This is a genomic window from Alloyangia mangrovi (assembly GCF_002300555.2).
GTDB lineage: Bacteria > Pseudomonadota > Alphaproteobacteria > Rhodobacterales > Rhodobacteraceae > Salipiger > Salipiger mangrovi.
In genome coordinates, this window is record NZ_NTHN02000011.1 from 63,899 (window position 1) to 88,726 (window position 24,828).

The 24,828-nt window shown below is 68.1% G+C and carries 22 protein-coding genes and 3 pseudogenes; 20 read left to right on the plus strand and 5 right to left on the minus strand.

Annotated elements, in window-relative coordinates:
* Nucleotides 1-765: a flagellar type III secretion system pore protein FliP gene (gene fliP, locus CLG85_RS08340; RefSeq protein ID WP_095880787.1), complete on the plus strand. Its 765-nt coding sequence runs from the start codon at nucleotides 1-3 to the stop codon at nucleotides 763-765.
* A 151-nt stretch (nucleotides 766-916) separates the two neighbouring features.
* Here fliP and trhO read toward each other — a convergent pair whose 3' ends face one another.
* Entirely contained in the window at nucleotides 917-1,840 is a 924-nt protein-coding gene (gene trhO, locus CLG85_RS08345) for an oxygen-dependent tRNA uridine(34) hydroxylase TrhO (protein WP_095880776.1), read from the minus strand.
* A 122-nt stretch (nucleotides 1,841-1,962) separates the two neighbouring features.
* On the opposite strand from trhO, the gene pncA reads away from it, so the two are divergent.
* The 6 genes from pncA to CLG85_RS08375 all read left to right on the plus strand — a co-directional run bounded on the left by pncA (nucleotide 1,963) and on the right by CLG85_RS08375 (nucleotide 7,758).
* Nucleotides 1,963-2,565 carry a bifunctional nicotinamidase/pyrazinamidase gene (pncA, locus tag CLG85_RS08350; RefSeq protein ID WP_095880775.1) on the plus strand — a complete coding sequence of 201 codons (603 nt, stop codon included), beginning with the start codon at nucleotides 1,963-1,965 and terminating at the stop codon, nucleotides 2,563-2,565.
* A gap of 117 nt (nucleotides 2,566-2,682) precedes the next feature.
* Complete coding sequence (gene pncB / locus CLG85_RS08355) at nucleotides 2,683-3,972, plus strand: nicotinate phosphoribosyltransferase (protein WP_095880774.1); 1,290 nt, start codon at nucleotides 2,683-2,685, stop codon at nucleotides 3,970-3,972.
* Between the two features lie 86 nt (nucleotides 3,973-4,058).
* On the plus strand, nucleotides 4,059-5,144 hold the full coding sequence (gene hisC, locus CLG85_RS08360; protein WP_095880773.1) for a histidinol-phosphate transaminase: 1,086 nt from the start codon (nucleotides 4,059-4,061) through the stop codon (nucleotides 5,142-5,144).
* Nucleotides 5,141-6,073: a prephenate/arogenate dehydrogenase family protein gene (locus CLG85_RS08365; protein ID WP_095880772.1), complete on the plus strand. Its 933-nt coding sequence runs from the start codon at nucleotides 5,141-5,143 to the stop codon at nucleotides 6,071-6,073. Before hisC ends, CLG85_RS08365 begins: the two co-directional genes overlap by 4 nt.
* On the plus strand, nucleotides 6,070-6,987 hold the full coding sequence (locus CLG85_RS08370) for an extensin family protein (protein WP_260348697.1): 918 nt from the start codon (nucleotides 6,070-6,072) through the stop codon (nucleotides 6,985-6,987). The genes CLG85_RS08365 and CLG85_RS08370 overlap by 4 nt, the downstream gene beginning before the upstream one ends.
* 228 nt (nucleotides 6,988-7,215) lie before the next feature.
* Complete coding sequence (locus CLG85_RS08375) at nucleotides 7,216-7,758, plus strand: hypothetical protein (RefSeq protein ID WP_095884329.1); 543 nt, start codon at nucleotides 7,216-7,218, stop codon at nucleotides 7,756-7,758.
* A gap of 174 nt (nucleotides 7,759-7,932) precedes the next feature.
* On the opposite strand, the gene CLG85_RS08380 is transcribed toward CLG85_RS08375, so the two are convergent.
* Nucleotides 7,933-8,496 carry a TlpA disulfide reductase family protein gene (locus CLG85_RS08380; RefSeq protein ID WP_095884330.1) on the minus strand — a complete coding sequence of 188 codons (564 nt, stop codon included), beginning with the start codon at nucleotides 8,494-8,496 and terminating at the stop codon, nucleotides 7,933-7,935.
* 22 nt (nucleotides 8,497-8,518) lie between these two features.
* Here CLG85_RS08380 and argH point away from each other — a divergent pair, with 22 nt between their 5' ends.
* From argH to CLG85_RS08410, 6 genes and pseudogenes are all read left to right on the plus strand, one after another.
* A complete protein-coding gene (gene argH, locus CLG85_RS08385; RefSeq protein WP_095884331.1) occupies nucleotides 8,519-9,910 on the plus strand; it encodes an argininosuccinate lyase in 1,392 nt (463 codons plus the stop codon).
* Complete coding sequence (locus CLG85_RS08390; protein WP_176476740.1) at nucleotides 9,907-10,083, plus strand: hypothetical protein; 177 nt, start codon at nucleotides 9,907-9,909, stop codon at nucleotides 10,081-10,083. Before argH ends, CLG85_RS08390 begins: the two co-directional genes overlap by 4 nt.
* A gap of 103 nt (nucleotides 10,084-10,186) precedes the next feature.
* Nucleotides 10,187-10,342 (plus strand): argininosuccinate lyase, encoded by a 156-nt coding sequence (locus CLG85_RS08395; RefSeq protein WP_095884332.1) that lies wholly within the window; start codon nucleotides 10,187-10,189, stop codon nucleotides 10,340-10,342.
* The gene (locus CLG85_RS08400; protein WP_095884333.1) at nucleotides 10,339-10,650 is read left to right on the plus strand and encodes a DUF2834 domain-containing protein; all 312 of its coding nucleotides are present in this window, start codon (nucleotides 10,339-10,341) and stop codon (nucleotides 10,648-10,650) included. The genes CLG85_RS08395 and CLG85_RS08400 overlap by 4 nt, the downstream gene beginning before the upstream one ends.
* 88 nt (nucleotides 10,651-10,738) lie before the next feature.
* Nucleotides 10,739-12,005 (plus strand): annotated as a pseudogene (gene lysA, locus CLG85_RS08405) (diaminopimelate decarboxylase).
* A gap of 62 nt (nucleotides 12,006-12,067) precedes the next feature.
* A complete protein-coding gene (locus tag CLG85_RS08410) occupies nucleotides 12,068-14,665 on the plus strand; it encodes a TIGR02302 family protein (RefSeq protein WP_260348698.1) in 2,598 nt (865 codons plus the stop codon).
* A gap of 31 nt (nucleotides 14,666-14,696) precedes the next feature.
* On the opposite strand, the gene CLG85_RS08415 is transcribed toward CLG85_RS08410, so the two are convergent.
* A complete protein-coding gene (locus CLG85_RS08415; protein ID WP_260348711.1) occupies nucleotides 14,697-15,800 on the minus strand; it encodes a CaiB/BaiF CoA transferase family protein in 1,104 nt (367 codons plus the stop codon).
* A 17-nt stretch (nucleotides 15,801-15,817) separates the two neighbouring features.
* Nucleotides 15,818-17,038, minus strand: coding sequence for an acyl-CoA dehydrogenase (locus CLG85_RS08420; RefSeq protein ID WP_260348700.1), 1,221 nt, complete (start codon nucleotides 17,036-17,038; stop codon nucleotides 15,818-15,820).
* A 128-nt stretch (nucleotides 17,039-17,166) separates the two neighbouring features.
* Between CLG85_RS08420 and CLG85_RS08425 the strand changes: the two genes are divergently transcribed.
* The 3 genes and pseudogenes from CLG85_RS08425 (at nucleotide 17,167) to CLG85_RS08435 (ending at nucleotide 20,362) form a co-directional block, all read left to right on the plus strand.
* Nucleotides 17,167-18,057, plus strand: coding sequence for a LysR substrate-binding domain-containing protein (locus CLG85_RS08425; RefSeq protein ID WP_224847637.1), 891 nt, complete (start codon nucleotides 17,167-17,169; stop codon nucleotides 18,055-18,057).
* A 130-nt stretch (nucleotides 18,058-18,187) separates the two neighbouring features.
* Nucleotides 18,188-19,435, plus strand: coding sequence for a diaminopropionate ammonia-lyase (locus CLG85_RS08430; protein WP_260348701.1), 1,248 nt, complete (start codon nucleotides 18,188-18,190; stop codon nucleotides 19,433-19,435).
* Nucleotides 19,432-20,362: pseudogene (locus tag CLG85_RS08435) on the plus strand (N-carbamoyl-D-amino-acid hydrolase). Before CLG85_RS08430 ends, CLG85_RS08435 begins: the two are co-directional and overlap by 4 nt.
* A 139-nt stretch (nucleotides 20,363-20,501) precedes the next feature.
* Here CLG85_RS08435 and CLG85_RS08440 read toward each other — a convergent pair.
* Nucleotides 20,502-20,795 carry a YggT family protein gene (locus CLG85_RS08440; protein ID WP_095883109.1) on the minus strand — a complete coding sequence of 98 codons (294 nt, stop codon included), beginning with the start codon at nucleotides 20,793-20,795 and terminating at the stop codon, nucleotides 20,502-20,504.
* Nucleotides 20,796-20,925: 130 nt separating this feature from the next.
* Here CLG85_RS08440 and CLG85_RS08445 point away from each other — a divergent pair, with 130 nt between their 5' ends.
* From CLG85_RS08445 to CLG85_RS08460, 4 genes and pseudogenes are all read left to right on the plus strand, one after another.
* Nucleotides 20,926-21,540: an acyl-CoA thioesterase gene (locus CLG85_RS08445; protein ID WP_095883110.1), complete on the plus strand. Its 615-nt coding sequence runs from the start codon at nucleotides 20,926-20,928 to the stop codon at nucleotides 21,538-21,540.
* An 86-nt stretch (nucleotides 21,541-21,626) separates the two neighbouring features.
* A complete protein-coding gene (locus CLG85_RS08450; RefSeq protein WP_095883111.1) occupies nucleotides 21,627-22,967 on the plus strand; it encodes an MFS transporter in 1,341 nt (446 codons plus the stop codon).
* Nucleotides 22,964-23,898 (plus strand): annotated as a pseudogene (gene mepA, locus CLG85_RS08455) (penicillin-insensitive murein endopeptidase). The gene CLG85_RS08450 and the pseudogene mepA overlap by 4 nt, the downstream one beginning before the upstream one ends.
* A complete protein-coding gene (locus CLG85_RS08460) occupies nucleotides 23,871-24,821 on the plus strand; it encodes an esterase-like activity of phytase family protein (protein WP_095883113.1) in 951 nt (316 codons plus the stop codon). The pseudogene mepA and the gene CLG85_RS08460 overlap by 28 nt, the downstream one beginning before the upstream one ends.
* Nucleotides 24,822-24,828: the final 7 nt, after the last annotated feature.

The window sequence follows — 24,828 nt, forward strand, 5'->3', positions numbered from 1 at the left end:
ATGCGCAGCCGCCGCCCCGCGCTCTGGCCTTCTGCGCTCCGCCTTCGGAGAGCGGGCCTCGGCGCCGGTCTTCTGCTCCTGCCCGGCGTCGCCGCGGCGCAGCAGATCTCGGTCGATTTCGGCGAGGGTGGCTCGGTCACCGCGGTCAGCCTGCAACTGATCGCGCTGGTCACGCTGCTCAGCCTCGCGCCCGGCATTGCGGTGATGGTGACCTGCTTTCCCTTCATCGTCACCGTGCTGGCGATCCTGCGGCAGGCGATAGGGCTGCAGCAGTCGCCGCCCAACATGCTGATCGTCAGCCTCGCGCTGTTTCTCACCTTCTTCGTCATGGAGCCCACCTTGACCGCCGCCTGGGAACAGGGAGTCGAACCGCTGCTCGACCAGCGCATCGAGCTGGTCGAGGCGACCGAGCGCACGCTCGTGCCGTTCCGGGGATTCATGGCGGCGCGCTGCGATCCCGCGACCTTCGAGACCATGGCCGAGCTGCGCCCGGAAACCCGGGGCACGACGCTCGCGCCCGAAGCGCCGCTCTCCCTTCTGGTGCCGAGCTTCATGCTGTCGGAGATCGCCCGCGCCTTCCAGGTGGGCTTCCTCGTCTTCCTGCCCTTCCTGATCATCGACCTGGTGGTCGCGGCGGTGCTCATGTCTATGGGCATGATGATGGTGCCCCCGGCAATTGTCTCGCTGCCCTTCAAGCTCGCCTTCTTCGTCATCGCCGACGGCTGGTCGCTGCTCTCGGGCGCATTGGTGCGAAGCTATTTCTGAGGCGCGCCGTCGAGCTCCGCCCGGCGCCGCTCGCCGAGAGGAGGGCTACCGGCCTTCATGCACCCAGGCGGTGAAGGCAGACGCGGCATAAGAAATCCCACGAACAAGAGTCGCGGGATCAATCGGTGAGTCGGAAAGGCGGAGGGGAACCCTAAAGCCCCTCGCCCGGCGTGTCCGCGTGCAGGTGACGCTCGCCGCGGGACTTCGCGAGGGCGATCTGCTTCTGCCGCTCACGGAAGCGCGCCTTGTCCTCGTCCGAGGTTTCGGCGACGCAATGGTGGCACGAGACGCCTTCCTCGTAGTCGGGGCGGGCGCGGTCCTCGGGCAGGATCGGCCGACGGCAGGCATGGCAGAGCTCGTGCGGGCCCTCGCGCAGCCCGTGCTCGACCGAGACGCGGCCGTCGAAGACGAAGCAGCTGCCCTGCCAGCTGCTGTCCTCCTCGGGGACCTCCTCGAGGTATTTCAGGATGCCGCCCTTGAGGTGGTAGACCTCCTCGACGCCCTGGCTCAGCAGGTAGTTCGTCGACTTCTCGCAGCGAATGCCGCCGGTGCAGAACATGGCGATGCGCTTGTTGTGAAACCGCTCCTTGTTCTGCGCCCACCACTCGGGGAACTCGCGGAAAGTGGCGGTCTGTGGATCGACCGCACCCTCGAAGGTGCCGATGGCGATTTCGTAATCATTGCGCGTGTCGATCACCGCCACGTCGGGCGACCGAATAAGATCGTTCCAGTCGGCGGGGGCCACGTAATGGCCGACGCTGGCGCGCGGATCGACGCCGGGCTGTCCCATGGTGACGATCTCCTTCTTCTGCCGCACCTTCATGCGGGCGAAGGGACGCTCGGCGGAGTCGGAGAATTTCCACTCCAGATCGGCGCAGCCGGGCAGCGCCCGGATATGCGCGAGCACCGCGTCGATCCCAGCGCGCGGGCCGGCGACGGTGCCGTTGATCCCCTCCCCGGCCAGCAGCAGCGTGCCGGTGACCGAATTGGCAAGGCACAGGTCCAGAAGCGGACCGCGCAGGGCAGCCGGATCGTCGAAGCGGGTGAAGTGATAGAGGGCGCAGACTGTGAACATGCGGGCGCATTTACGCCCAAGGGTCGAGTCGGGCAAGCGACCGGATTGCCGCAGCATTGACGGGCCCGCGCCGCGGCGCGTAAGCCTCTGGGAAACAGTCGCAGTCGCCCGGAGTTCCGACCATGCACGCGCTCATCGTCATCGACGTCCAGCTAGATTTCTGCCCCGGCGGCGCGCTCGCCGTACCCGGCGGTGACGAGATCGTCGCGCCGATCAACGCGCTGATGGACGCGGTCGACACGGTGGTGCTGACCCAGGACTGGCACCCGGCGGGGCATTCGTCCTTTGCCAGCGCCCATGCCGGCAAGGCGCCCTACGAGCTGACCGAGATGCCCTACGGCCCGCAGGTGCTCTGGCCCGACCATTGCGTGATCGGCAGCGCCGGCGCGGCGTTTCACCCCGCGCTGAACACCGACCGCGCCGACCTCATCCTCCGCAAGGGTTACAACCCGGCGATCGACAGCTACTCGGCCTTCTTCGAGAACGACCGCCGCACACCCACCGGGCTCGAGGGCTACCTGCGGACGCGCGGCATCGAGCGGCTGACCCTCGTCGGCCTCGCAACGGATTTCTGCGTGACCTACTCGGCGCTGGATGCGGCGAAGCTCGACTTCACAGTGACGGTGCGCGAGGATCTGTGCCGCGCCATCGACCTCGACGGCTCGCTTTCGGCCGCCCGCGCGGGCATGCAGGGCGCCGGCGTGAAGCTCGCGCGCGCCGCCTGAGCCCGCAGGCGGGAACAAACGCGCCCGCAAGCCGTTGCCGGAAAGGCAGAAAGCGCTTGGCCCTCCCTGTCACATTCGCGTAACAGGGGCCCCGACTGCCCGTGAGGAGTGCGCGCCGTGGAAATCGCAACCCGAGTCTGGAACCATCGCTGGAAGATCGACCCGATCGTCCGGTCGTTGATCGATACCGATTTCTACAAGCTGCTGATGTGCCAGTCGGTCTATCACAACCGACGCGACACGCAGGTCACCTTCAGCCTGATCAACCGATCCAGCAACGTGCCGCTGGCCAAGCTGATCGACGAGGGCGAGCTGCGTGAACAGCTCGACCACATCCGCTCGCTCAGCCTGACCCGAGGTGAAAGCACCTGGCTGCGCGGCAACACCTTCTACGGCAAGCGCCAGATGTTCCGCCCCGACTTCATGGAGTGGTTCGAGAAGCTGCGCCTGCCGCCCTATTTCCTCGAGCGCGTCGGCGACCAGTACGAGCTGACCTTCGAGGGCAGCTGGCCCGAGGTCATGCTCTGGGAAATCCCGGCGCTCGCCGTGCTGATGGAGTTGCGCGGCCGCGCCGTGCTCAACCACATGGGCAAGTTCGAGCTTCAGGTGCTCTATGCCCGCGCCGCCACCAAGCTCTGGGAGAAGATCGAACGCCTGCGGCAGGAACCGGGCCTCAAGATCGCCGATTTCGGCACCCGCCGCCGCCACAGCTTCCTGTGGCAGGACTGGTGCGTGCAGGCGATGGTCGAAGGGCTCGGCGACGGGTTCACCGGCACCTCGAACTGCCTGATCGCCAAGAACCGAGATCTCGAGGCGATCGGCACTAATGCCCACGAGTTGCCCATGGTCTACGCCGCGCTGGCCGAGGATGATGCGGCGCTCGCCTGTGCGCCCTACGATGTTCTGGCCGACTGGCACCGCGAGCACGAGGGCAACCTGCGGATGATCCTGCCTGACACCTACGGCACCGAAGGCTTCCTCAGGAACGCACCCGACTGGCTGGCGGGCTGGACCGGCATCCGCATCGACAGCGGCGATCCTGAAACCGGTGCCGAGATCGCCATCCGCTGGTGGCAGGAACGCGGCGAGGACCCGCGCGAGAAGCTGGTGATCTTCTCGGACGGGCTCGACGAGGAAAAGATCCTCGAACTTTACCACAAGTTCTCGGGGCGGGTGCGCGTCTCCTTCGGCTGGGGCACGCTTCTGACCAACGATTTCCGCGGTCTCACACCCGATGACCGGCTGGCCCCCTTCAGCCTCGTCTGCAAGGCGATCAGCGCCAACGGGCGTCCCACGGTGAAGCTCTCGGACAACCCCAACAAGGCGATGGGCCCTGCCGATGAGATCGCCCGCTACAAGCGCGTCTTCGAGGTCGGCGAACAGGAGCGCCACGAGGTCGTCGTCTGAGGCCATCCGACCCTTTCCGAGACTGGCATGTGACGCGGCGGCGCGCTATGACGACGCGGCACTCTTAGTCTGAGGAAAGACCGCATATGGCTGGCATCGAACCGCAACCCGGCATCATGGACATCGAGCTCTACGTGGGCGGGGCGTCGCATGTGGCGGGCGTCTCGAACGTCATCAAGCTCAGCTCCAACGAGAACCCCTTCGGCCCCTCTCCGGCGGCGCAGGAGGCGGTGCGGCGCGTGGTGCACGAAATGCATCGCTATCCTTCCTCGGATCACAGCGCCCTGCGCGAGGCCATCGGCGATACCTGGGGCCTCGACCCGAAGCGGATCATCTGCGGCGCTGGCTCTGACGAGATCATCGCCTTCCTCTGCCAGGCCTATGCCGGGCCGGGCACCGAGGTGATCCACACCGAGCACGGCTTCGCCATGCACAAGATCTCGGCCATGGCCGCCGGCGCGACCCCCGTCGAGGTGGCCGAGCAGGACCGCGTGGTCAGCGTCGACAACATCCTCGCCGCCTGCACCGAGCGCACCCGGCTGGTCTTCGTCGCCAACCCCGCCAACCCTACCGGCACGATGATCGGGCTGGCGGAACTGGAGCGGCTGGCGAACGGCATCCCCGAGAGCGCGATCCTGGTGATCGACAGCGCCTATGCGGAGTACGTCGAGGGCTACGACGGCGGCGCCAAGCTCGCCACCGACCGGCCCAACGTCTTCATGACCCGCACCTTTTCGAAGCTCTACGGTCTGGGCGGCATGCGGATCGGCTGGGGCTACGGCCCGCAGGAGATCATCGACGTGCTCAACCGCATCCGCGGCCCGTTCAACGTCGCCGCGCTGACGCTGGCCGCCGCCGAGGCCTCGATCCGCGACACCGCCTATGTCGAGAAGTGCCGCACCGAGAACGCCCGGATGCGGGCCTGGCTGGGCGAGGCGCTGGCCGAGCACGGTGTGTCCTCGGATGCCTCGACCGCGAACTTCATCCTCGCCCGCTTCGGCTCGCAGGCCGAGGCCGAGGCCTGCGACACCTACCTGCAATCGCAGGGCGTGCTGGTCCGCCGCACCACCGGCTACGGCCTGCCGCACGCGCTGCGCATCACCGTGGGGGACGAGGCGTCGTGCCGCCGCGTGGCGCATCTGGTGGGCCAGTTCAAGGCCGGCGCGCGATGAGCGAGACGCAGGGCCCCGAAAACTACGGCAAGGTCGCGCTGATCGGCCTCGGCCTCATTGCCTCGTCGATCTTCTGGGCGATGAAGCGGGCGGGCATGGACAGCCATGTCACCGGCTACGCGCGCTCGGCGGAGACGCGCGAGACGGCCAAGCGCCTCGGCCTCTGCCACGAGATCGTGGACAGCGCCGAAGAGGCGGTGAAGGACGCCGATCTGGTGATCCTCGCCGTGCCGGTTGGTGCCATGGGGCCGATCGCCGAGGCCATCGCGCCGCATCTCAAGCCCGGCTGCACCGTCAGCGACGTGGGCTCGGTGAAGAAGGAGGTCATCGAGGCAGTGCGCCCGCACCTGCCCGAGGGCGTGAACTTCGTGCCGACCCACCCGATGGCGGGCACCGAGCATTCCGGCCCGGGCGCGGGCTTTGCCTCGCTCTACGACAACCGCTGGTGCTTGATCGTGCCGGATGGTGCCTCCGAAGAGGCCACGGCGAGGGTCGAGGCCTTCTGGCAGGCGCTCGGAGCCAAAACCGAGCAGATGGAGGTCGAGCACCACGACCTCGTCTGCGCGGTGGTGAGCCACGTGCCGCACCTCATCGCCTATACGATGGTGGGGGTCGCCGACGACCTGCGCCGGGTCTCGGACCAGGAGGTCATCAAGTTCTCCGCCGCCGGTTTCCGCGATTTCACCCGCATCGCGGCCTCGGACCCGACCATGTGGCGCGACGTCTTCATGACCAACAAGCAGGCCACGCTGGAGATCCTCGGGCGTTTCACCGAAGAGCTCTTTGCGCTGCAGCGCGCCATCCGCACGGGCGACGGGCAATTGCTCTTTGACTACTTCACCCGAACGCGGGAAATTCGCCGTGGCATCCTCCAGGCCGGTCAGGACACGGATGCACCGGATTTCGGACGGGTGAAGGTGGAAAAATGAAACCTCGGGCGATGGCACTGGCGGCACTGATGCTCTTCGCGTCGCCCCTGGTTGCCGCGCTCGACACCGCTCCCGATGCCTCGCTGCGCCCCGTCGCGCGCGCCCTCGTCGAGGCACCGGTGCCTGCCCCCGTCACTGCCACCGCGACCGGCGCGCTCGAGCGCCCGAAAGCCCGGCCCGAGGCGCTCGACGCCGCGCTCACCGATCCCGGGACCGGCGATCCCTCCGAGGACGGGCCAGCTTCGGTTTCCGATCCTGCCACCCGTGACGTCGCCCTGCGCATGGCCTTTGCCGCGCGCTCGCCCCAGGCCATCCCCAGATCGCTCCGACCCAGCCCACGCAGCCCGGCCGTGGTCGAACAGGCGCTGGCGGTCCGCCGAGAGCGCGTCCGCGGCGCCGTCTGCGGCGATCCTGACCTGCAGGGCAGCGTCATCGGTGCCGTGCCCGGGCGCATCAAGGGCTGCGGCATCGAGGAGGCGATCAAGCTGCGCTCGGTCTCGGGCCTCGCGCTCAGCACCCGCGCCACCATCGACTGCCCCACCGCCCGCGCCCTGAAGACCTGGGTCGAGCGCGCGGTGAAACCCGCAGTCGGCTCGACCGGCGGCGGCGTTGCCGGGCTGCGCGTCGCCGGCAGCTACGCCTGCCGCTCGCGCAACAACCAGCCTGGAGCCAAGATCAGCGAGCACGCCCGGGGCCATGCCATCGACATCGCTGCGATCCGGCTGAAGGATGGCAGCGAAATCTCGGTGCTGAACGATTGGGGCCGCGGCGCCGAGGGGCGCATCCTTCGCAAGTTGCACAGCGGCGCCTGTGGACCCTTCGGCACGGTCCTCGGCCCCGAGTCCGATCCTTTCCACAAGGACCACCTTCATTTCGACACTGCCCGCTACCGATCGGGCAGCTACTGCCGCTGAACGGGAAATCCGGCAAGATCAGGGCAGCCGCCCCGGCTCCGGCGGGAGCGATTCGGGATGAATCACTTAGGACTGGAAACAGTTCCAGAGACACGGTTCGCACTGTCACCGAATCCCCCTTAAATAAGGGCCTGTTTGCGGCAAGAATTTGATTCATCGCCGCATCCTCCGCACCCTTGAGGGGTGTCCTCTGCTGCTCGGGGGACCGCCTAGGAGGAGCGCACTGCCATGCGTCTGTTTTTCCCTGCCCTTCTGGCGGCGCTAAGCGCCGCGCCGCTACATGCCGATATCGCGATGGAGACCGCGCGCCTTGCGCCGGGCACGCTGCTGGTGATGCAGGACGAGCAAGGCCATGTGGTCAGCCATCTCGCCCGGGGTGAGGTCGAGGGGCTCTACCGCTTCGATCTCTACGACGGGGCGACGGGCGATGCGCCCTACGCAGGGCGATATTACACCGATGCCCGCGGAGAGGTGCTGCTCAGCGTCACCGCGCAGGGAAATGTGACGCGCTTTGAGCCCTATAGCTGCGCCCGGACCCTTGGCGAATGCGCATACGACATTATCCACGCGGACGGGATGCGCGAAACCCGCCTGCGCGAAACCCGCGAGACCGACGGCGGGCTGACATGGACGGAATGGGGCCACGAGGGGCCGGTCGCCACCGGCGGCACCACGCTCGACGACATCGGCGCACCGCGCGAAAGCTGGCGCCGCGACCTGCGCAGCGGCGACCGCTCGCGGGTCCTCAGAATATCGTTGGCATTGAAATAGAAACTTAACGAATTTTCGAGAGTTTTGCAGGGCTCGCGGAGTTCAAGGCCAGAGGCGGCTTCGATGTATCGTGTTTCGCGCGAGATCGGTCTGACAGCGCGCACCTGCTGTCAGCCTAGAGCATGTGTAACCAGTGACGCAGGGCGGGGGAGACCCCGCCCTGTTTTTTCAGGCTCAGCCTTCCTTACCGCCAATCGCCGCGGCCAGCACGGCCCGCGCATTCTCGGACGACCAGTCGACGTCGCCGGTGATGCGCGCCACCTCCTGCCCCTCGGGGTTGATCAGCACCGTGACCGGCAGGCCCAGCACCGCCATCTGGCGCGCCAGTTCCGATTTCGGGTCGCGGTGGAGCGGCAGGTTGTCGACGCCGATCTCCTCGAAGAAGGTCTGCATCGCCGGCGGCGGGTTGCGGCCCGTGGCAATGGTCACCACCTCGAAGTCATCTCCGCCCATGTCGGCCTGCAGCGCCGAGAGCGCCGGCATCTCCTCACGGCAGGGCGCGCACCATGTGGCCCAGAAGTTCACCAGCGCCCATTTGCCCTGCAGGTCCGACAGCGCCAGCGGCGCCCCCTCGAAGTCGATGAAGCCCGCGCTGCCCACCGGCTTCGGCGCCGCGTGGAAGACCAGCTTCTTCATTTCGCCTTCCCTGAGGGCGCTCGCGGCCTCCAAATCGGCCAGCGCCGGATTTGCAAGCGCAACACCGGCGGTATAGAGGATCGCCAAGGCCAGTTTTTTCATCTTCCCTCCGGAAAGGCAGCACATGTCCGACAAGACCTCGAACCAGATGTGGGGCGGCCGTTTCGCCGCTGGACCCGATGCCATCATGGAGGCGATCAACGCCTCGATCGGCTTCGACAAGCGGTTGGCGGCGCAGGATATTGCCGGCTCGAGGGCCCATGCGGCCATGCTCGCCGCCACAGGCATCGTCGACACTAGCGACGCCGAGGCGATCCGGGAAGGTCTGCTCACGGTCTTGTCAGAGATCAAGGCCGGTGACTTCGAGTTCTCCACCGCGCTCGAAGACATCCACATGAACGTCGAGGCACGCCTCAAGGAAATCATCGGAGAGCCCGCGGGCCGCCTGCACACCGCGCGCTCGCGCAACGACCAGGTGGCGACCGACTTCCGTCTCTGGGTGCGTGACCAATGCGACGCCGCCGAGGGCGGGATCCTCGCGCTGATGAAGGCGCTGCTGGGCCAGGCCGAGGCCGGCGCCGACTGGGTGATGCCGGGCTTCACCCACCTGCAGACCGCGCAGCCGGTGACCTGGGGCCACCATATGATGGCCTATGTCGAGATGTTCTCGCGCGATCTGTCGCGGATGCGCGACGCCCGCAAGCGGATGAACGAATCGCCGCTCGGCGCCGCCGCGCTGGCCGGCACCGGCTTCCCGATCGACCGCCAGATGACCGCCGAGGCGCTCGGCTTCGACCGGCCGATGGCCAACTCGCTCGATGCCGTCTCGGACCGCGACTTCGCGCTGGAGTTCCTGAGCGTGGCCTCGATCTGCGCCATGCACCTGTCGCGCTTCGCCGAAGAGCTGGTGATCTGGTCCTCGGCGCAGTTCCGCTTCGTGACCCTGTCGGACCGCTTCTCCACCGGCTCGTCGATTATGCCGCAGAAGAAGAACCCCGACGCCGCCGAGCTAATCCGCGCCAAGATCGGCCGCATCTTCGGCGCCAATGTCGCGCTGCTCATGGTGATGAAGGGTCTGCCGCTGGCCTATTCCAAGGACATGCAGGAAGACAAGGAACAGGTCTTCGACGCCGCCGACAACCTGATGCTGGCGCTGGCCGCGATGGAAGGCATGGTCAAGGACATGACCGCCAACGTCGCCAACCTCGAGACCGCCGCCGCCTCGGGCTTCTCCACCGCCACCGACCTCGCCGACTGGCTGGTGCGCGAGACCGGCCTGCCGTTCCGCGATGCCCACCATGTCACCGGCGCGCTTGTCGCCATGGCCGAGAAGAAGGGCTGCGATCTGAGCGATCTTTCGCTCGAAGAGATGAAATCGGTCAACGGGACCATCACCGAGGGTATCTTCGACGTCCTCGGCGTGCATAATTCGGTGGCAAGCCGAATGAGCTATGGTGGAACCGCCCCGGCCCGCGTGCGCGAGCAGGTGGCCCGATGGAAGGAAATCCTCGGATGAAACGACTCGCCGGACTGACCCTGATCGCCGTGACCATGCTTCTCGCTGCCTGCGAAGGGCCGAACCGCGGGCCAAGGGTTCATACCGGCGTTTCGGTCGGCCCCGGCGGCGTCCACCCCTCGGTGGGCGTCTCGGCAGGGCGCGGCCCGGTCCGCGTCGGCGTCGGCACCTGAGGGATCACACCTTCCTCAGCGCCGCCGACTTGCCGCGCCCGGCGTCCTGGGCGATGGTGCTCGCGCCCGGTGCCCCCGGGCGCGCAATGACTTGAGGACGACCATGATCACCCGCAGCGCATTGGCCCTCGGCCTCGTCGCAATGCTCGCCGCCTGTGGCGCCGACGGCCCGCCGACCCGGCCCGAGCCGAAGGAAACCGCCCCGACATCGGGCGTCAGCGTCCATGGCACATTGAAGATGGGCGTCGCCTATCCATGAGGCTGCGCCACCTCTGGCTTGTCCTCGCGCTCTGGGGCGCGGTGCATCCCATGGTCTACCTGCTTGGCTGGCTCACGCAAAACGGCTGGTCTCTGACCGGCCTCTTTGCCACCTGGCAGGCCAATGCCGCGGTGAGCGGGCTGAGCTGGGACCTGGTGATCGCCGCGGTCACGCTCACCCTGTGGATCCTCGCCGAGGTCGCCGTGCGCCGTAACTGGTCCGCGCTGCTGGCAATTCCCGCCACCTTCCTCATCGGGGTGAGCTGCGGGCTGCCACTCTACCTGTGGTTCCGCTCTCGGCCTGTCTGAGCCCCGACGGCCCCTGTTCCCTTCCCACGGGTTATCCTTTATCCCGGCGCTGAAGCCCTAGAGCGGCAGCAGTTACCCGGGGACCGACATGGACCATTTCCTCTATCGCAACGGCATTCTCCACGCCGAGGACGTGCCCGTCCCCGAGATCGTCTCGCAGGTGGGCAGCCCGGTCTATGTCTATTCCACCGCCACCCTGCTGCGGCACTTCCTGCTCTTCGACGAAGCGCTGAGCTGGGGCCCGCACCTCGTGTGCTATGCGATGAAGGCCGCTTCCAACCAGGCGATCCTCAAGACGCTGGCCAAGGCCGGGGCGGGCATGGACGTGGTCTCGGGCGGCGAATACGCCCGCGCCAAGGCCGCCGGCGTGCCCGGCGACCGCATCGTCTTCTCCGGCGTCGGCAAGACCCGCACCGAGATCCGCACCGCGCTCGAGGGTGGCATCCGCCAGTTCAACATCGAGAGCGAGCCCGAGATGGAGGTGATCTCGGAGGTCGCCGTCACCCTCGGCGTCACTGCCCCGGTGACCATCCGCGTGAACCCCGACGTGGACGCCAAGACCCACGCCAAGATCGCCACCGGCAAGTCCGAAAACAAGTTCGGCATCCCGATCGCCCGCGCCCGCGAGGTCTATGCCCGCGCCGCCGCCCTGCCCGGGCTCAAGGTGGTCGGCATCGACGTGCACATCGGCTCGCAGCTGACCGACCTCGAACCCTTCCGCCTGGCCTATCGCAAGGTCGCCGAGCTGACACACGCACTGCGCGTCGACGGCCACACGATCGAGCGTCTCGACCTCGGCGGCGGACTGGGCATCCCCTACACCCGCAGCAACGAGGCCCCACCGCTGCCCACCGACTACGGCCAGATGATCCGCGAGGAGCTCGGCGATCTGGGCTGCGAGATCGAGATCGAGCCAGGCCGGCTGATCGCCGGCAACGCCGGCATCCTTTTGTCGCAGGTGATCTACCTCAAGCACGGCGAAGGGCGCGACTTCCTCATCCTCGACGCGGCAATGAATGACCTGATCCGCCCGGCCATGTACGACGCGCATCACGACATCATCCCGGTGATCGAGCCCGCGCCCGCCACCGAGCAGCGCACCTACGACATCGTCGGCCCGGTCTGCGAAAGCGGCGACACCTTTGCCAAGGGCCGCACCATGCCCCCCCGTCGCCCCCGGCGAGCTCGTGGCCTTCCGCTCGGCCGGCGCTTACGGCGCGGTCATGTCCTCGGAGTACAATACGCGGGCACTGGTCCCCGAAGTTCTGGTGCATGGCGATCAATTCGCTGTCATTCGGCGGAGACCGAGCTTTGAGGAAATCATAAACCGCGATACGCTCCCCGAGTGGCTGTAAGACTCCGTCCCTGAGAGTCCCCTGCGGCCGCCGGACCGCAGGAGAGACCTCAGGAGACACCGATGGCCTCAAGGGACCGCGCGCCCGCCGAAATCCTGAAGCCGGTAAGATGGCAGCTCCGCCTGACCCATTGGGGCATGGCTGTGGAGCGCCTCGTGCGCGCTTTCTGGCCCCTGTGGTCGGTGATCTTCGTGGTGCTTGCCGCGCTGATGCTCGGCCTGCAGGATCTGGTGGACGTGGAATGGGTCTGGGCCGCCGGTGTGCTTGCGCTCGGAGGCACCGGCTGGGCGCTCTGGCGCGGCATTCGGCGCATGCGCTGGCCGCACCGCGAGGAAGCAATGCTGCGCCTCGATTCCACCCTGCGCGGCAGCCCGATCCTCGCCGCCCTCGACACCCCCGCCATCGGCGCCACGGACCCCGGCTCGCAGGCCCTCTGGAAGGCCCACCAGGCGCGCATGCGCACGCGGATGCTCGAGGCGCGCGCGGTGCAGCCCGACCTGCGCGTCGCCCGCGCCGACCCCTTCGCCCTGCGCTACGTGGCGCTTCTGGCGCTCTTCGTCGCGCTGATCTTCGGCTCGGTGCTGCAGATGCGCTCGGTCACCGCCATGGGCCCCACGGGCGACAGCCTCGCCTCCGGCCCCACCTGGGAAGGCTGGATGGAGCCGCCTGCCTATACCCGACTGCCGTCGGTCTACCTCAACGACATCACCGCCGCCTCGCTCGACGTTCCCGTGGGCGCGCGCATCACCCTGCGGCTCTACGGCGAAGTCGGCGCGCTCGACGTCACCGAGACCGTCTCGGGCCGTACCCCCGATCCGGCGGCGGATCCCGAGGCGCCCGCCGAAACCGCGCAGGACTTCGAGGTCACCCAATCCGGCACTCTGGCCATCGACGGCCCCGGCGGCCGTTCGTGGGAGCTTGCGGTGATCCCCGACCGCCGCCCCACCGTCGCCCAGCAGGGCGAGATCGAAGCGAGCTATGAGGGCGACGCGCAGATCCCCTTCGCCGCCACCGATGATTACGGCGTGATCTCCGGCACCGCCCGCATCGAGCTGGCGCTGGACGAGGTCGACCGCCGCTACGGGCTCGCGATCGAGCCCGAGCAGCGCGCGCAGATCGAGCTGCCCCTGCCGATGCCCATCGCCGGCAGCCGCACCGAGTTCACCGAGACGCTGATCGAGAATTTCTCGACCCATCCTTGGGCCAACCTGCCGGTGCGCATCTCCTTCGAGGTGGCCGACGAGGCGGGGCAGACCGGCGCCGCCGCGCCGCAGGTCATCACCCTGCCGGGCCGCCGCTTCTTCGACCCGCTCGCCGCCGCGCTCATCGAGCAGCGCCGCGCGCTGCTGTGGTCGCGCGACAATGTCCGCGACGTGGGACAGATCCTCCGCGCCGTCAGCTACCGACCCGACGACATTTTCCGCTCGGCAGTGCCCTACCTGCGGCTGCGCACCATCCAGCGCCGGCTCGATGCCTTCGCCACCGACGGTATGAGCCCCGAGCAGCAGGACGAGATCGCCGCCGCGCTCTGGGATCTGGCGCTGCTGCTGGAAGAGGGCGATCTTTCGAGCGCACTGGAACGGCTGCAGCGCGCGCAGGACCGGCTGAACGAGGCAATGAAGAACGGCGCCTCGGATCAGGAGATCGCCGAGCTTATGCAGGAGCTGCGCGAGGCGACCGACGACTACCTGCGCCAGCTCTCGCGGCAGGCGCAACAGAACCCGGACCAGAACCAGCAGCAGATGGCGCAGGATCAGAACACGATCGAGATGAGCCAGAACGACCTGCAGCGGATGATGGACCGCATCCAGGAGTTGATGGAGCAGGGCCGCATGGCCGAGGCGCAGGAAGCCCTGCGCCAGCTGCAGCAGATGATGGAGAACATGCAGGTCGCCCAGGGCCAGCCCGGCCAGGGACAGACTCCGGGCGAGCAGGCGATGGAGGGGCTGGGCGAGACGCTGCGCAACCAGCAGGGGCTCTCGGACGAGGCCTTCCGCCAGCTGCAGGACCAGTTCAACCCCGGCCAGCAAGGGCAACAGGGGCAGCAAGGTCAGCAGCAGGGCCAGTCCGGCGAAGGTCGGCCCGGCGACCAGCCCGGACAGGGCCAGGGTCAGTCGCAGGGCCAGGCTCAGGGCGGCGGACAGCAGGGCAATGGCGGCACGCTCGAGGAAAACCTCGCCGACCGCCAGCAGGCGCTGCGCGACGAGCTGAACCGGCAGCGCCAGAACCTGCCCGGCGCGGGAACCGAGGCCGGAGAGGCCGCGCGCGATGCGCTGCGCCGTGCCGACGACGCCATGGACGGCGCCGAAGAGGCGCTGCGTCAGGATGATTTCGCAGAGGCGCTCGACCAGCAGTCGCAGGCCATGGAAGCGCTGCGCGAGGGCATGCGCAACCTCGGCGAGGCGCTGGCGCAACAGCAGCAGCAGAGTCAGGGCCAGCAGGGCATGGCGCAGGGCGGCGATCCCGGCCAGCAGCGCGACCCGCTTGGCCGCAACGCCGGCAGCAACGGCCAGCTCGGCACCGACGAGACCATGCTGCAGGGCGAGGACGTCTACCGCCGCGCCCGCGAGCTGCTCGACGAGATCCGCCGCCGCACCGGCGAGGGCGAACGTCCGCAGGAAGAACTCGACTACTTGGAAAGGCTGCTGGAGCGGTTCTGACCCGCTCCAGCCGCAGTGGTTCTCTAAGGTCTCAGCCCCGCCCCAGCTTCGGCGCGGACCGCGCCGAGACCAGTGGCGTCTCGGACAGGCGGATGGGCGTACGGATGCCCGGCACGCCGTCCGCTTCGACCTGCATTCCCCGCGCGATCACCTGAGGGTTCTCGAACACCTGATCGACCGAGTTGATCGGCCCGGCGGGCACCGTGGCCCTCTCAAGTGCCGCCAGCAGCTCCGCCCTGTCCCACTGTGCCAGTGCCGCGACCAGCGCCGGGCGCAGCAGCTCGCGATGCGCCACCCGCGCCTCGTTGGTGGCAAAGCGCGCATCCTCGGCCAGCGCCAGCCCCAGCACGTCGCAAAGCCGGGCGAACTGCCCGTCATTGCCCACGGCGAGAATCAGGTCGCCCGACCCGGTCGGCAGCACCTCGTAGGGCGCGATATTGGGATGCGCATTGCCCAGCCGGCGCGGCGCTTTGCCGGTGGCAAGGTAGTTCATCCCCTGGTTCGCCAGCACCCCCACGGCGCAGTCGAGCAGCGCCATGTCGACAAGCTGCCCCTGCCCTGTCCGTTCGCGCGCCGCCAGCGCCGCCTGGATGCCGATCACCGAGTAGAGCCCGGTGAAGATATCGGCAAAGGCCACGCCGACCTTCTGCGGCTCGCCCTCGGGGCTGCCGGTCAGGTCCATCCAGCCCGCCATGCCCTGGATCAGGAAGTCATACCCCGCCCGCTCGGCGTAGGGCCCGTCCTGACCGAAGCCGGTGATCGAGCAATAGACCAGCCGGGGATTGACCTCGCGCAGCCTCTCGTAGTCGAGGCCATACTTCTTCAGCCCGCCGAGCTTGAAGTTCTCGATGACCACATCGGCATCCGCCACCAGCTCGCGCACCAGCGCCTGCCCCTCGGCGGTGCGGAAGTCCGCGACCACCGAGCGCTTGCCGCGGTTCGTGGCGTGGAAATAGGCGGCCGAGCGGTCGCCTTCCCGCTCGATGAACGGTGGACCCCAGCGCCGGGTGTCGTCGCCCTCGGGGGCCTCGACCTTGATCACCTCGGCCCCGAGGTCGGCCAGCACCTGCCCGGCCCAGGGCCCGGCCAGGATGCGCGCAAGCTCGATCACGCGCACCCCGTGCATCGGGGGCAACTGGGGAGGCAATTGCATCAGAAGAACGCCTGAATGCCGGTCTGTGCCCGCCCGAGGATCAGCGCGTGCACGTCGTGGGTGCCCTCGTAGGTGTTCACCGTCTCGAGGTTGGCCGCATGGCGCATCACGCCGTATTCGATCTGGATGCCGTTGCCGCCGTGCATGTCGCGAGCCATGCGCGCGATATCCAGCGCCTTGCCGCAGTTGTTGCGCTTGATCAGCGAGACCATCTCGGGCGCGGCGCGGCCCTCGTCCATCAGCCGCCCGGTGCGCAGGCAGACCTGCAGGCCAAGCGCGATCTCGGTCTGCATGTCGGCGAGCTTCTTCTGGAAGAGCTGCGTGCCGGCCAGCGGCTTGCCGAACTGCTTGCGATCAAGGCCATAGCTGCGCGCCTGGTGCCAGCAGAACTCGGCGGCGCCCATGACGCCCCAGGCGATGCCGTAGCGCGCGCGGTTGAGACAGCCGAACGGCCCCTTCAGCCCCTCGACATTGGGCAGCAGCGCATCCTCGCCAACCTCGACGTCATCCATGACGATCTCGCCGGTGATGGACGCGCGCAGCGACAGCTTGCCGCCGATCTTCGGCGCGCTCAGCCCCTTCATGCCCTTCTCCAGCACGAAGCCGCGGATCTTGCCGCCATGCGCCTCGGACTTGGCCCAGACCACGAAGACATCGGCGATCGGCGCGTTCGAGATCCACATCTTGGACCCCTTCAGAACGTAGCCGCCCTCGGTCTTCACCGCGCGGGTCTTCATGCCCGCAGGATCCGAGCCGGCGTCGGGTTCGGTCAGGCCGAAGCAACCGATCCACTCGCCGCTGGCGAGCTTCGGCAGGTACTTCATGCGCTGCTCTTCCGAGCCGTAGGCGTAAATCGGATACATCACGAGCGAGGATTGCACCGACATCATCGACCGGTAGCCGCTGTCCACCCGCTCCACCTCGCGCGCGACGAGGCCATAGGCCACATAGCCCGCGCCGATGCCGCCGTAGGCCTCGGGAATGGTCGAGCCGAGCAGGCCGAGCGCGCCCATCTCGCGGAAGATCTCGGGGTCGGTCTGTTCCTCGAGGTAGGCATGCTCGACCCGCGGCAGCAGCTGGTCCTGCGCGAAGGCATTGGCGGTGTCGCTGATCATCCGCTCTTCCTCGGTCAGCTGCTCGCTGAACAGGAACGGGTCCTCCCAGTTGAACGAGGCGAGGGCGGGCTGTTCCTTGGGCTTGAGGTGGGACAGGTCGGTCATGGGGAGGCTCCTCCGGAAGGATCATGCGTTTGGCGCGCAGACTAGCGCCGCCGCGGGGCGCTGGAAAACGATTTGATTTGCTCAAGTCATGACGAAAACTCATAATCTACGCATCCAAGGAGACCCTGATGCGCAAACCCTACATGCCCAGCGTCGGCGAGCTCGAAGCCTTCGTCGCCTGTGCCCGGCGCGGCACGACGACCATGGCCGCCGAGAGCCTGAACCTGACGCAAAGCGCCATCTCGCGGTCCCTCGCCGCTCTGGAGGACCGGCTCGGCGTCGCCCTTTTCCTGCGGGTACGGCAGCGGCTTGTGCTGTCCCCGGCAGGGCAGGCCTTTCTGCTGCAGGCCGAGAAGGTGCTCGACGAGCTGAACGGCGCCGCCATGGGCGTCATGGCCTTCGGCGGTCAATCCACCGTGCTGCGCCTCGCGGTGCTGCCGAGCTTTGCCCGCACCTGGCTGATCCCGCGTCTGCCGAGCTTTGCCAAGGTCGCCCCCGGCATCACCCTCGATCTCACTGCCCGGCTGCAGCCGGTGGAGTTCGCCCGCGACCCTTTCGACCTCGCGCTTATGCGCAGCCAGCATGAAACCCCCGGCACTAGCGCCGAGACCGTCGCCCGCGAAGAGATGGTCGTGGTCGCCGCCCCCGCCCTGCTCGCCGGCCGCGCCGAACTCACCGACGCCCAGCTGCTCGAGCTGCCGCTCTTGCAGCAATCCACCCGGCCGACGCTCTGGCTCGACTGGTTCCGCGGCAGCGACACCGACGCCCGCCGCATCCTGCGCGGCGCGCGCTTCGACCATTTCGACATGATCCTCGATGCCGCCATGGCCGGGCTCGGCATCGGCATCGTGCCCGAGATCATCGCCCGCCCGGCGCTTTCCAGCGGGCATCTGACCCTTGCCGCCCCGCGCCGCTTCGACACCGGCGAGAGCTACGCGCTGATCCTGCCCGAACGCAGCGCCGGCAGCCCCGAGGTCGGCGCCTTCCGCGATTGGCTGCTGCGCGAAATCTCGGCGTGAGTCGCCGCGAGGGGCGGCAAAGGGCAACGCCCGCTTGAGCTGCGTCGCTATTCGGCACAGGCTCGCCGCAATTGCCCGGGAATTGCCGCGGGCTTTCCCCTTCTTCAGGACTGCACACCGGAAAGACAGCATGGCCAAGGATCTCACCCGCAACGCAGGCACCGACGAGGCCTTCACGCTTGTCCTCAACGCGCAGGCCGTGCCCGGCTCGCAATGGACCGAGGCCCAGAACGCCATCCTCAGCGACGCCGGCCTCGCCCGCGCCGCGGACACCATCCGGGCCTGGCCGCGCCATGCCGAGACGCCGCTCATCGCTCTGCCTGCGCTGGCAGCGGAGATCGGCGTCGCCGCGCTGCACTACAAGGACGAGAGTTGCCGCTTCGGCCTCGGCAGCTTCAAGGCGCTCGGCGGGGCCTACGCCGTGGCGCGGCTGCTGCAAAAGGAACTCTCGGCGCGGCTGGGGCGCGCGGTGGGCATGGAGGAGATCACCTCGCGCGCCCTGCCCGAAGCGGCGCAGATCACCGTCTGCTGCGCCACCGACGGCAACCACGGCCGCTCGGTCGCCTGGGGCGCGCAGAGCTTCGGCTGCGCCTGCGTGATCTTCATCCATTCCACCGTTTCCGAGGGACGCAAGGCCGCCATCGCGGCTTTCGGCGCCGAGGTCCGCCGCACCCCCGGCAACTACGACGCGTCAGTGCGTGCCGCGCAGGAGGTCGCCAGCGAGAACGGCTGGTTCGTGGTCTCCGACACCTCCTATCCGGGCTACATGGAGGTGCCGCGCGACGTGATGCAGGGCTATGAGCTTATGGCCGCTGAGGCGATGGACGCGTTGCCCGAGCCGCCCACCCACATCTTCCTGCAGACCGGCGTCGGCGGCATGGCCGCGGCGGTCACCGCCCAGGCCGTGCGCCGCTACGGCGCGGACCGGCCGAAGATCGTGCTTTGCGATCCCGACCAGGCCGCCTGCTTCCTCGCCTCCTACCGAAGCGGTGCCCGCACCGCGGTACACGGCGATCTCGGCACGCTGATGGCCGGGCTTGCCTGCGGCGAGGTCTCGGCCCTCGCCTGGGAAATCCTGCAGGACCACGGCGACGCGGCGATCGCGATGACCGACGCCGCCGCCATCGCCGCCATGCGCCGCCTCGCCTGCCCCGAGGGCGACGACACCGCGCTGGTCGCAGGCGAATCCGCGGTCGCCGGCGTCGCCGGGCTGCGCCTCGCGATGTCCGACCCCGAGGCCCGCGCCCTGCTAGGCCTGCACGAAACCTCCCGCATTCTCACCTTCGGCACCGAGGGCGACACCGACCCCGCGCTCTTCGCAGAGCTCGTCGGCGCCCCGGCCGCACGCATCCGCGCCCAGCAGAGGACAACGCCATGAGCCGCAAGTTCACCGTCGCCGCCGCCCAGCTCGGCCCCATCGCCAAGGACGAGCCGCGCAGCTCGGCCGTCTCCCGGCTCTGCGCGATGATGCGGCGGGCCAAGGCGCGCGGCGCCTCCCTCGTGGTCTTCCCCGAGCTCGCGCTCACCACCTTCTTCCCGCGCTGGTTCATCGAGGCCGGTCCCGAGCTAGACCGGTGGTTCGAGACCGAGATGCCGAACGCCGCCACCGCGCCGCTCTTCGCGCTAAGCCGCGAGCTGCAGATCGGCTTCCACCTCGGCTACGCCGAGCTCACCCCCGACGGGCACCGCTACAACACCGCCATCCTCGTGTCCCCCGAAGGAGAGATCGTGGGCAAGTACCGCAAGATCCACCTCCCCGGGCACCGGGAGAACGAGGAGTGGCGCCCCTTCCAGCACCTCGAGAAACGCTACTTCGAGAAAGGCGACCTCGGCTGGCCCACCTTCGACATGCTGGGCGGCAAGCTTGGCATGTGCATCTGCAACGACCGCCGCTGGCCCGAGACCTGGCGGGTGCTTGGCCTTGGCGGCGCCGAGCTGGTCTGCCTTGGCTACAACACCCCGATCCATTTCGCCCCCGCCCCCGAGCATGACCACCTGCAGTATTTCCACAACGAGCTGTCGGTCCAGGCCGGCTGCTATCAGAACGGCACCTGGGGGGGTGGCGGTCGCCAAGGCGGGGCTCGAGGAGGGCTCGGTGCTGATCGGCGGCAGCCTCATCGTCGCCCCCACCGGCGAGATCGTCGCCAGGGCCACGACATCGGGCGACGAGGTGATCACGGCGGAGGTCGATCTCGACCGTTGCGCCGAGATCCGCGCCAATGTGTTCAATTTCGAAGAGCACCGCCAGCCGCAGGACTACCTGCCGATCACCGCGCCCAGGACCGGCCGCCGCGCGGCGGAATAGCGCGGCTCCAAAAGGGCGTATTTGAAAAGAGAAGAAGCGGAAGGCACGCGCCGCCCCCGCTTCTTCTAGGTCGAAATATCCCGGGGTAGAGGCGCCCGGCGCCTCGGGGGCGGAGCCCCCTCTTTCTTCTGCGGCTAGCTCAGTACCCGTAGAAGAACCCGGCGTTGTTCGCGAGGATGATGCGGATCGCGTAGATCCCGATCAGCGTCACCAACGGCGCGAGATCGAGCCCGCCCATCGGCGGCAGCACCCGGCGGATGGTGGAATAGATCGGCTCGAGCAGCCGGTTCAGCCCGTCCCAGATCTGCGCGACCAGCGGCTGGCGCAGGTTCAGCACCTGGAAATTGATGAGCCAGCTCATGATGACGTGCGCGATGATGATGAACCAGATCACGTCGAGGATCAGCATCAGGATCTGGAACAGCGATTGCATGCGGGTGCGCCCTTTGTGAATAAAACCGTCCCAAGACCTAGGCAGCCTTGGGGCAAAGCTCAAGAGTGCCGCGAGGTCGTGGTTGACGCAGGCGTCACCCTGCGACCCCTTTGCCCCGAAAGGAGCCCCCATGTACCCGTTTCTGCGCCTCGCCAAGGAACTCTTCCTCGTCCGCAACGCCGCACCGCTCGCCAACGGCGAGGTCAGCGTCACCCGCCACATCTGCTGGCCCTGGGATCTCGACATGTTCGCCGAGCTCAACAACGGCCGGGTGCTAACGCTCTATGACCTCGGGCGCATGCCGCTGGCCAAACGCAGCGGGCTGCTGGCAATGCTGAAGCGCGAGCGCTGGGGCTTTGCCGTGGCCGGGGCCATGGTGCGCTACCGCAAGCGGATCAAGCTCTTCGACCGGATCGAAATGCGCAGCCGGGTGATCGGCTGGGATCTGCGCTTCATCTACATCGAGCAGAGCATGTGGAAATCGGACGGCGACTGCGCCAGCCACGCGGTCTACCGCGTCGCGGTCACCTCGCGCGCCGGGATGATCGCGCCCGAGCGGGTGATGGAGCTGCTCGGTGCCGACCCCTTCTCGCCGGTGTTGCCCGGCTGGGTGACGCACTGGATCGAGACCGAGGCCGAGCGCCCCTGGCCGCCGATGCAGGAGCCGGTGCCCGCTCCGCTGCATCCTGCCGCCGCGGACGACGCCGAGATCGCCCCGGATCTCACCGAGGAAAGCGCCGCCTAAACTGCCGCGCGGCTCAGCCTCGGCCTTGCCTTGGCCACGGTGCCCCTGTTCTATCGCCCCAAAGGCAACCTCGGGGTGAGACGGGTATGACAACGGGCAAGACGGCGCTGCGCAAGCGCATCTGGGGTTGGTTCTTCTTCGACTGGGCCAGCCAGCCCTACAACACGCTGCTGATCACCTTCATCTTCGCGCCCTACGTGAAGGAGCTGATCGGCGACGGCAGCGCGGCGCAGGCAGCCTGGGGCTTCGGCATCGGCGCGGCCGGGCTGGTCATTGCGCTGCTCGCGCCGGTGCTCGGCGCGCTGGCCGATAGCGGCGGCCACCGGCTGCGCTGGATTTGGCTGTTCTCGGCGCTCTACGTGATCGGCTCGGCAATGCTCTGGTTCGCCGCCCCGGGGAATTTCAACCTCACCGCCACGCTGGTCTTCTTCGCGCTGGGGCTGGTGGGCATGGAATTCGCCACGATCTTCACCAACGCCATGCTGCCCGACCTCGGCCCGCGCGACGAGATCGGCCGGATCTCGGGCAACGGCTGGGCCTTCGGCTACGTCGGCGGGCTGATCTCCCTGGCGCTGATGCTGGCGCTCTTCGCCGAGAGCGTCACGACCGGCAAGACCCTGCTCGGCCTCGACCCGTTGTTCGGCCTCGACCCCGCCCAGCGCGAGGGCACCCGCGCCGTCGGCCCGCTCACCGCGCTCTGGTACGCGGTCTTCATGATTCCCTTCTTCCTCTGGGTGAAAGAGCCGAAAGTCGCCACCCCGAAAGGCGCCGTCCGCCGCGGCCTGGCGCAGCTCAAGGACACGCTGGTGCGGCTGCCGCGCCGCCCGTCGCTGTTTTCCTATCTCGCCGCGTCGATGATCTACCGCGATGCGCTGAACGGCATGTACGCCTTTGGCGGCATCTATGCCGCCGGGGTGCTGGGCTGGTCGGTGGTCGACACCGGGGTCTTCGGCATCCTCGCGATCATCTCGGGCGCACTCTTCACCTGGCTCGGCGGCAAGGCCGACACCAGACTGGGGCCGAAGCCGGTGATCACCGCGATGATCCTCCTGCTGGCGCTGATGTCTCTCGCCATCGTGCTGGTCGACCGCTCTAGCGTCTTCGGCCTGCCCGTCGCCGAGGGCTCGAAACTGCCCGACATCACCTTCTACCTGTTCGGCGTGGTGATCGGCGCCTGCGGCGGGGTGCTGCAGTCGGCCTCGCGCAGCATGATGGTGCGGCAGGCGGACCCGGCGCGCATGACCGAGGCCTTCGGGCTCTATGCGCTCTCGGGCAAGGCGACCTCTTTCCTCGCGCCGCTGCTCATCGGAACGGTCACCGCACTGAGCGGATCGCAGAGGATCGGCGTCACGCCGCTCATCGTGCTTTTCGTCGTGGGCCTTGGTCTGTTACGCTGGGTGAAACCAGACGGAGATCGAGCAGAATGATCCGCACCCTGACCCGCCTCACCCTGGCCTCCGCGCTTGCCTTGGCCCTGGCCTCCTGCAGCGACGACCGGCCCGCCCCCCCGTGCAACCAGCACCGACCAGTTGCCCAAGGTCACCGGCGTGATCTCTTCGAAGAGCGCCAAGCAGCTCTTCGGCGCGCAGAGCGTCTCGGCGCAGCTCACCCCCGCCGCCTTCGGTTCCTACGCCAAGGGCTGCGTCGCCGGCGCCCAGCAACTGCCGGAGACCGGACCGACGTGGCAGGCCATGCGCCTGTCGCGCAACCGCAACTGGGGCCACCCCGAGTTGGTCGGCTTCCTCGAGGACCTGTCGCGCAAGGCCGCGCAGCTCCCGGGATGGAACGGCATCTACGTCGGCGACATGAGCCAGCCGCGCGGCGGGCCGATGACCTCGGGCCACGCCAGCCACCAGATGGGCCTCGACGCCGACATCTGGATGCGCCCCACCGACAGCCTGCACCTCACACGCCAGCAGCGCGAGGACCTTTCGTCGATCTCCATGCAGCGCGCCTCGGGCGCCTATGTGAACGACAAGTGGACGCCGCAGCACCACGCGCTGCTCAAGGCCGCGGCGCAGGACCCGCGGGTGGCGCGGATCTTCGTCTTCCCCGGCGCCAAGGTGCAGATGTGCAAGGACGAGACGGGAGACCGCGCCTGGCTGCGCAAGATCCGCCCCTGGTACGGCCATCACTACCACTTCCACGTGCGCCTGAACTGCCCGCGCGGTGATGCGAGCTGCGTCAACCAGGACCCGCCCCCCCCCGGGCGACGGCTGCGCCGATGCCCAGTCCTGGGTGAACAACATCCTCAACCCTCCGAAACCCGATCCCAATGCGCCGGCGCCCAAGCCCAAGCGTGAGCTGGTGATGGGAGACCTGCCAGCCCAATGCGCCTCCGTACTCGCCGCGCGCTGAACGCCGCCCGCATCGCAGCTCTCGCAAGCCTTCTGGCGGTCTCGGCCTGCGCCGAGACGCCGGAGGGTGTACCCGGCGCGCGCTATGTCGGCGCCTACACCTGGCGCAACTCGCATGACCGCTTCGGCGGCTTCTCCGGTCTCGAGGTCAGCGACAACGGCCGGCAGTTCACCGCGATCAGCGACCGGGGCAGCATCGTCATGGGCAGCTTCGAGCGCGCCGAGGACCTCGGAAACGGCGCGATCACCGGGCTCTCGTCAGGGCCGGTGGAAAAGCTGCTCGACGAGACCGGCCGGCGCATGCACCCCGACATCGACGATGCCGAGGGGCTGGCCATCGGGCCGGACGGGCGACTCTATGTCTCCTTCGAAGGCCCGCCGCGGGTTCACGCCTCCCAGCGCTACGACCTTCCCGCGACCGTGCTGCCGGAGGGGCCGTTCTACCCGCATCTGCAGATGAACTCTGGCATGGAGGCGCTGGCCATCGACGCTCAGGGCCGGCTGCTGACACTCGCCGAGCGCTCGGGTCAACTCACCCGCCCCTTCCCGGTCTGGCGGCTGGAGGATGGCGCCTGGACCCATGTCTTCGACCTGCCGCGCCGCGGCGGCTTTCTTGCCGTGGGGGCCGACATCGGGCCGGACGGGCGCTTCTACCTGCTCGAGCGCGAGTTCACCGGCTACGCCTTCCGCAGCCGGGTGCGCCGCTTCGACATCGCGGGCGACAAGGTCAGCCACGAGCAGCTGCTCTTCGAGAGCGCCCCGCTGCAGTTCGACAACCTCGAGGGGATCGCGGTTTGGCGCCCCGAGCCGGGACGGATCCGGCTGACGATGATCTCGGACGACAACTTCAAGTTCTTCCAGAGGACCCAGTTCGTCGAATACGACATGCCGGAATCGCTTGATCCAGCGGACTTGAGCCAGTAAAGACCCG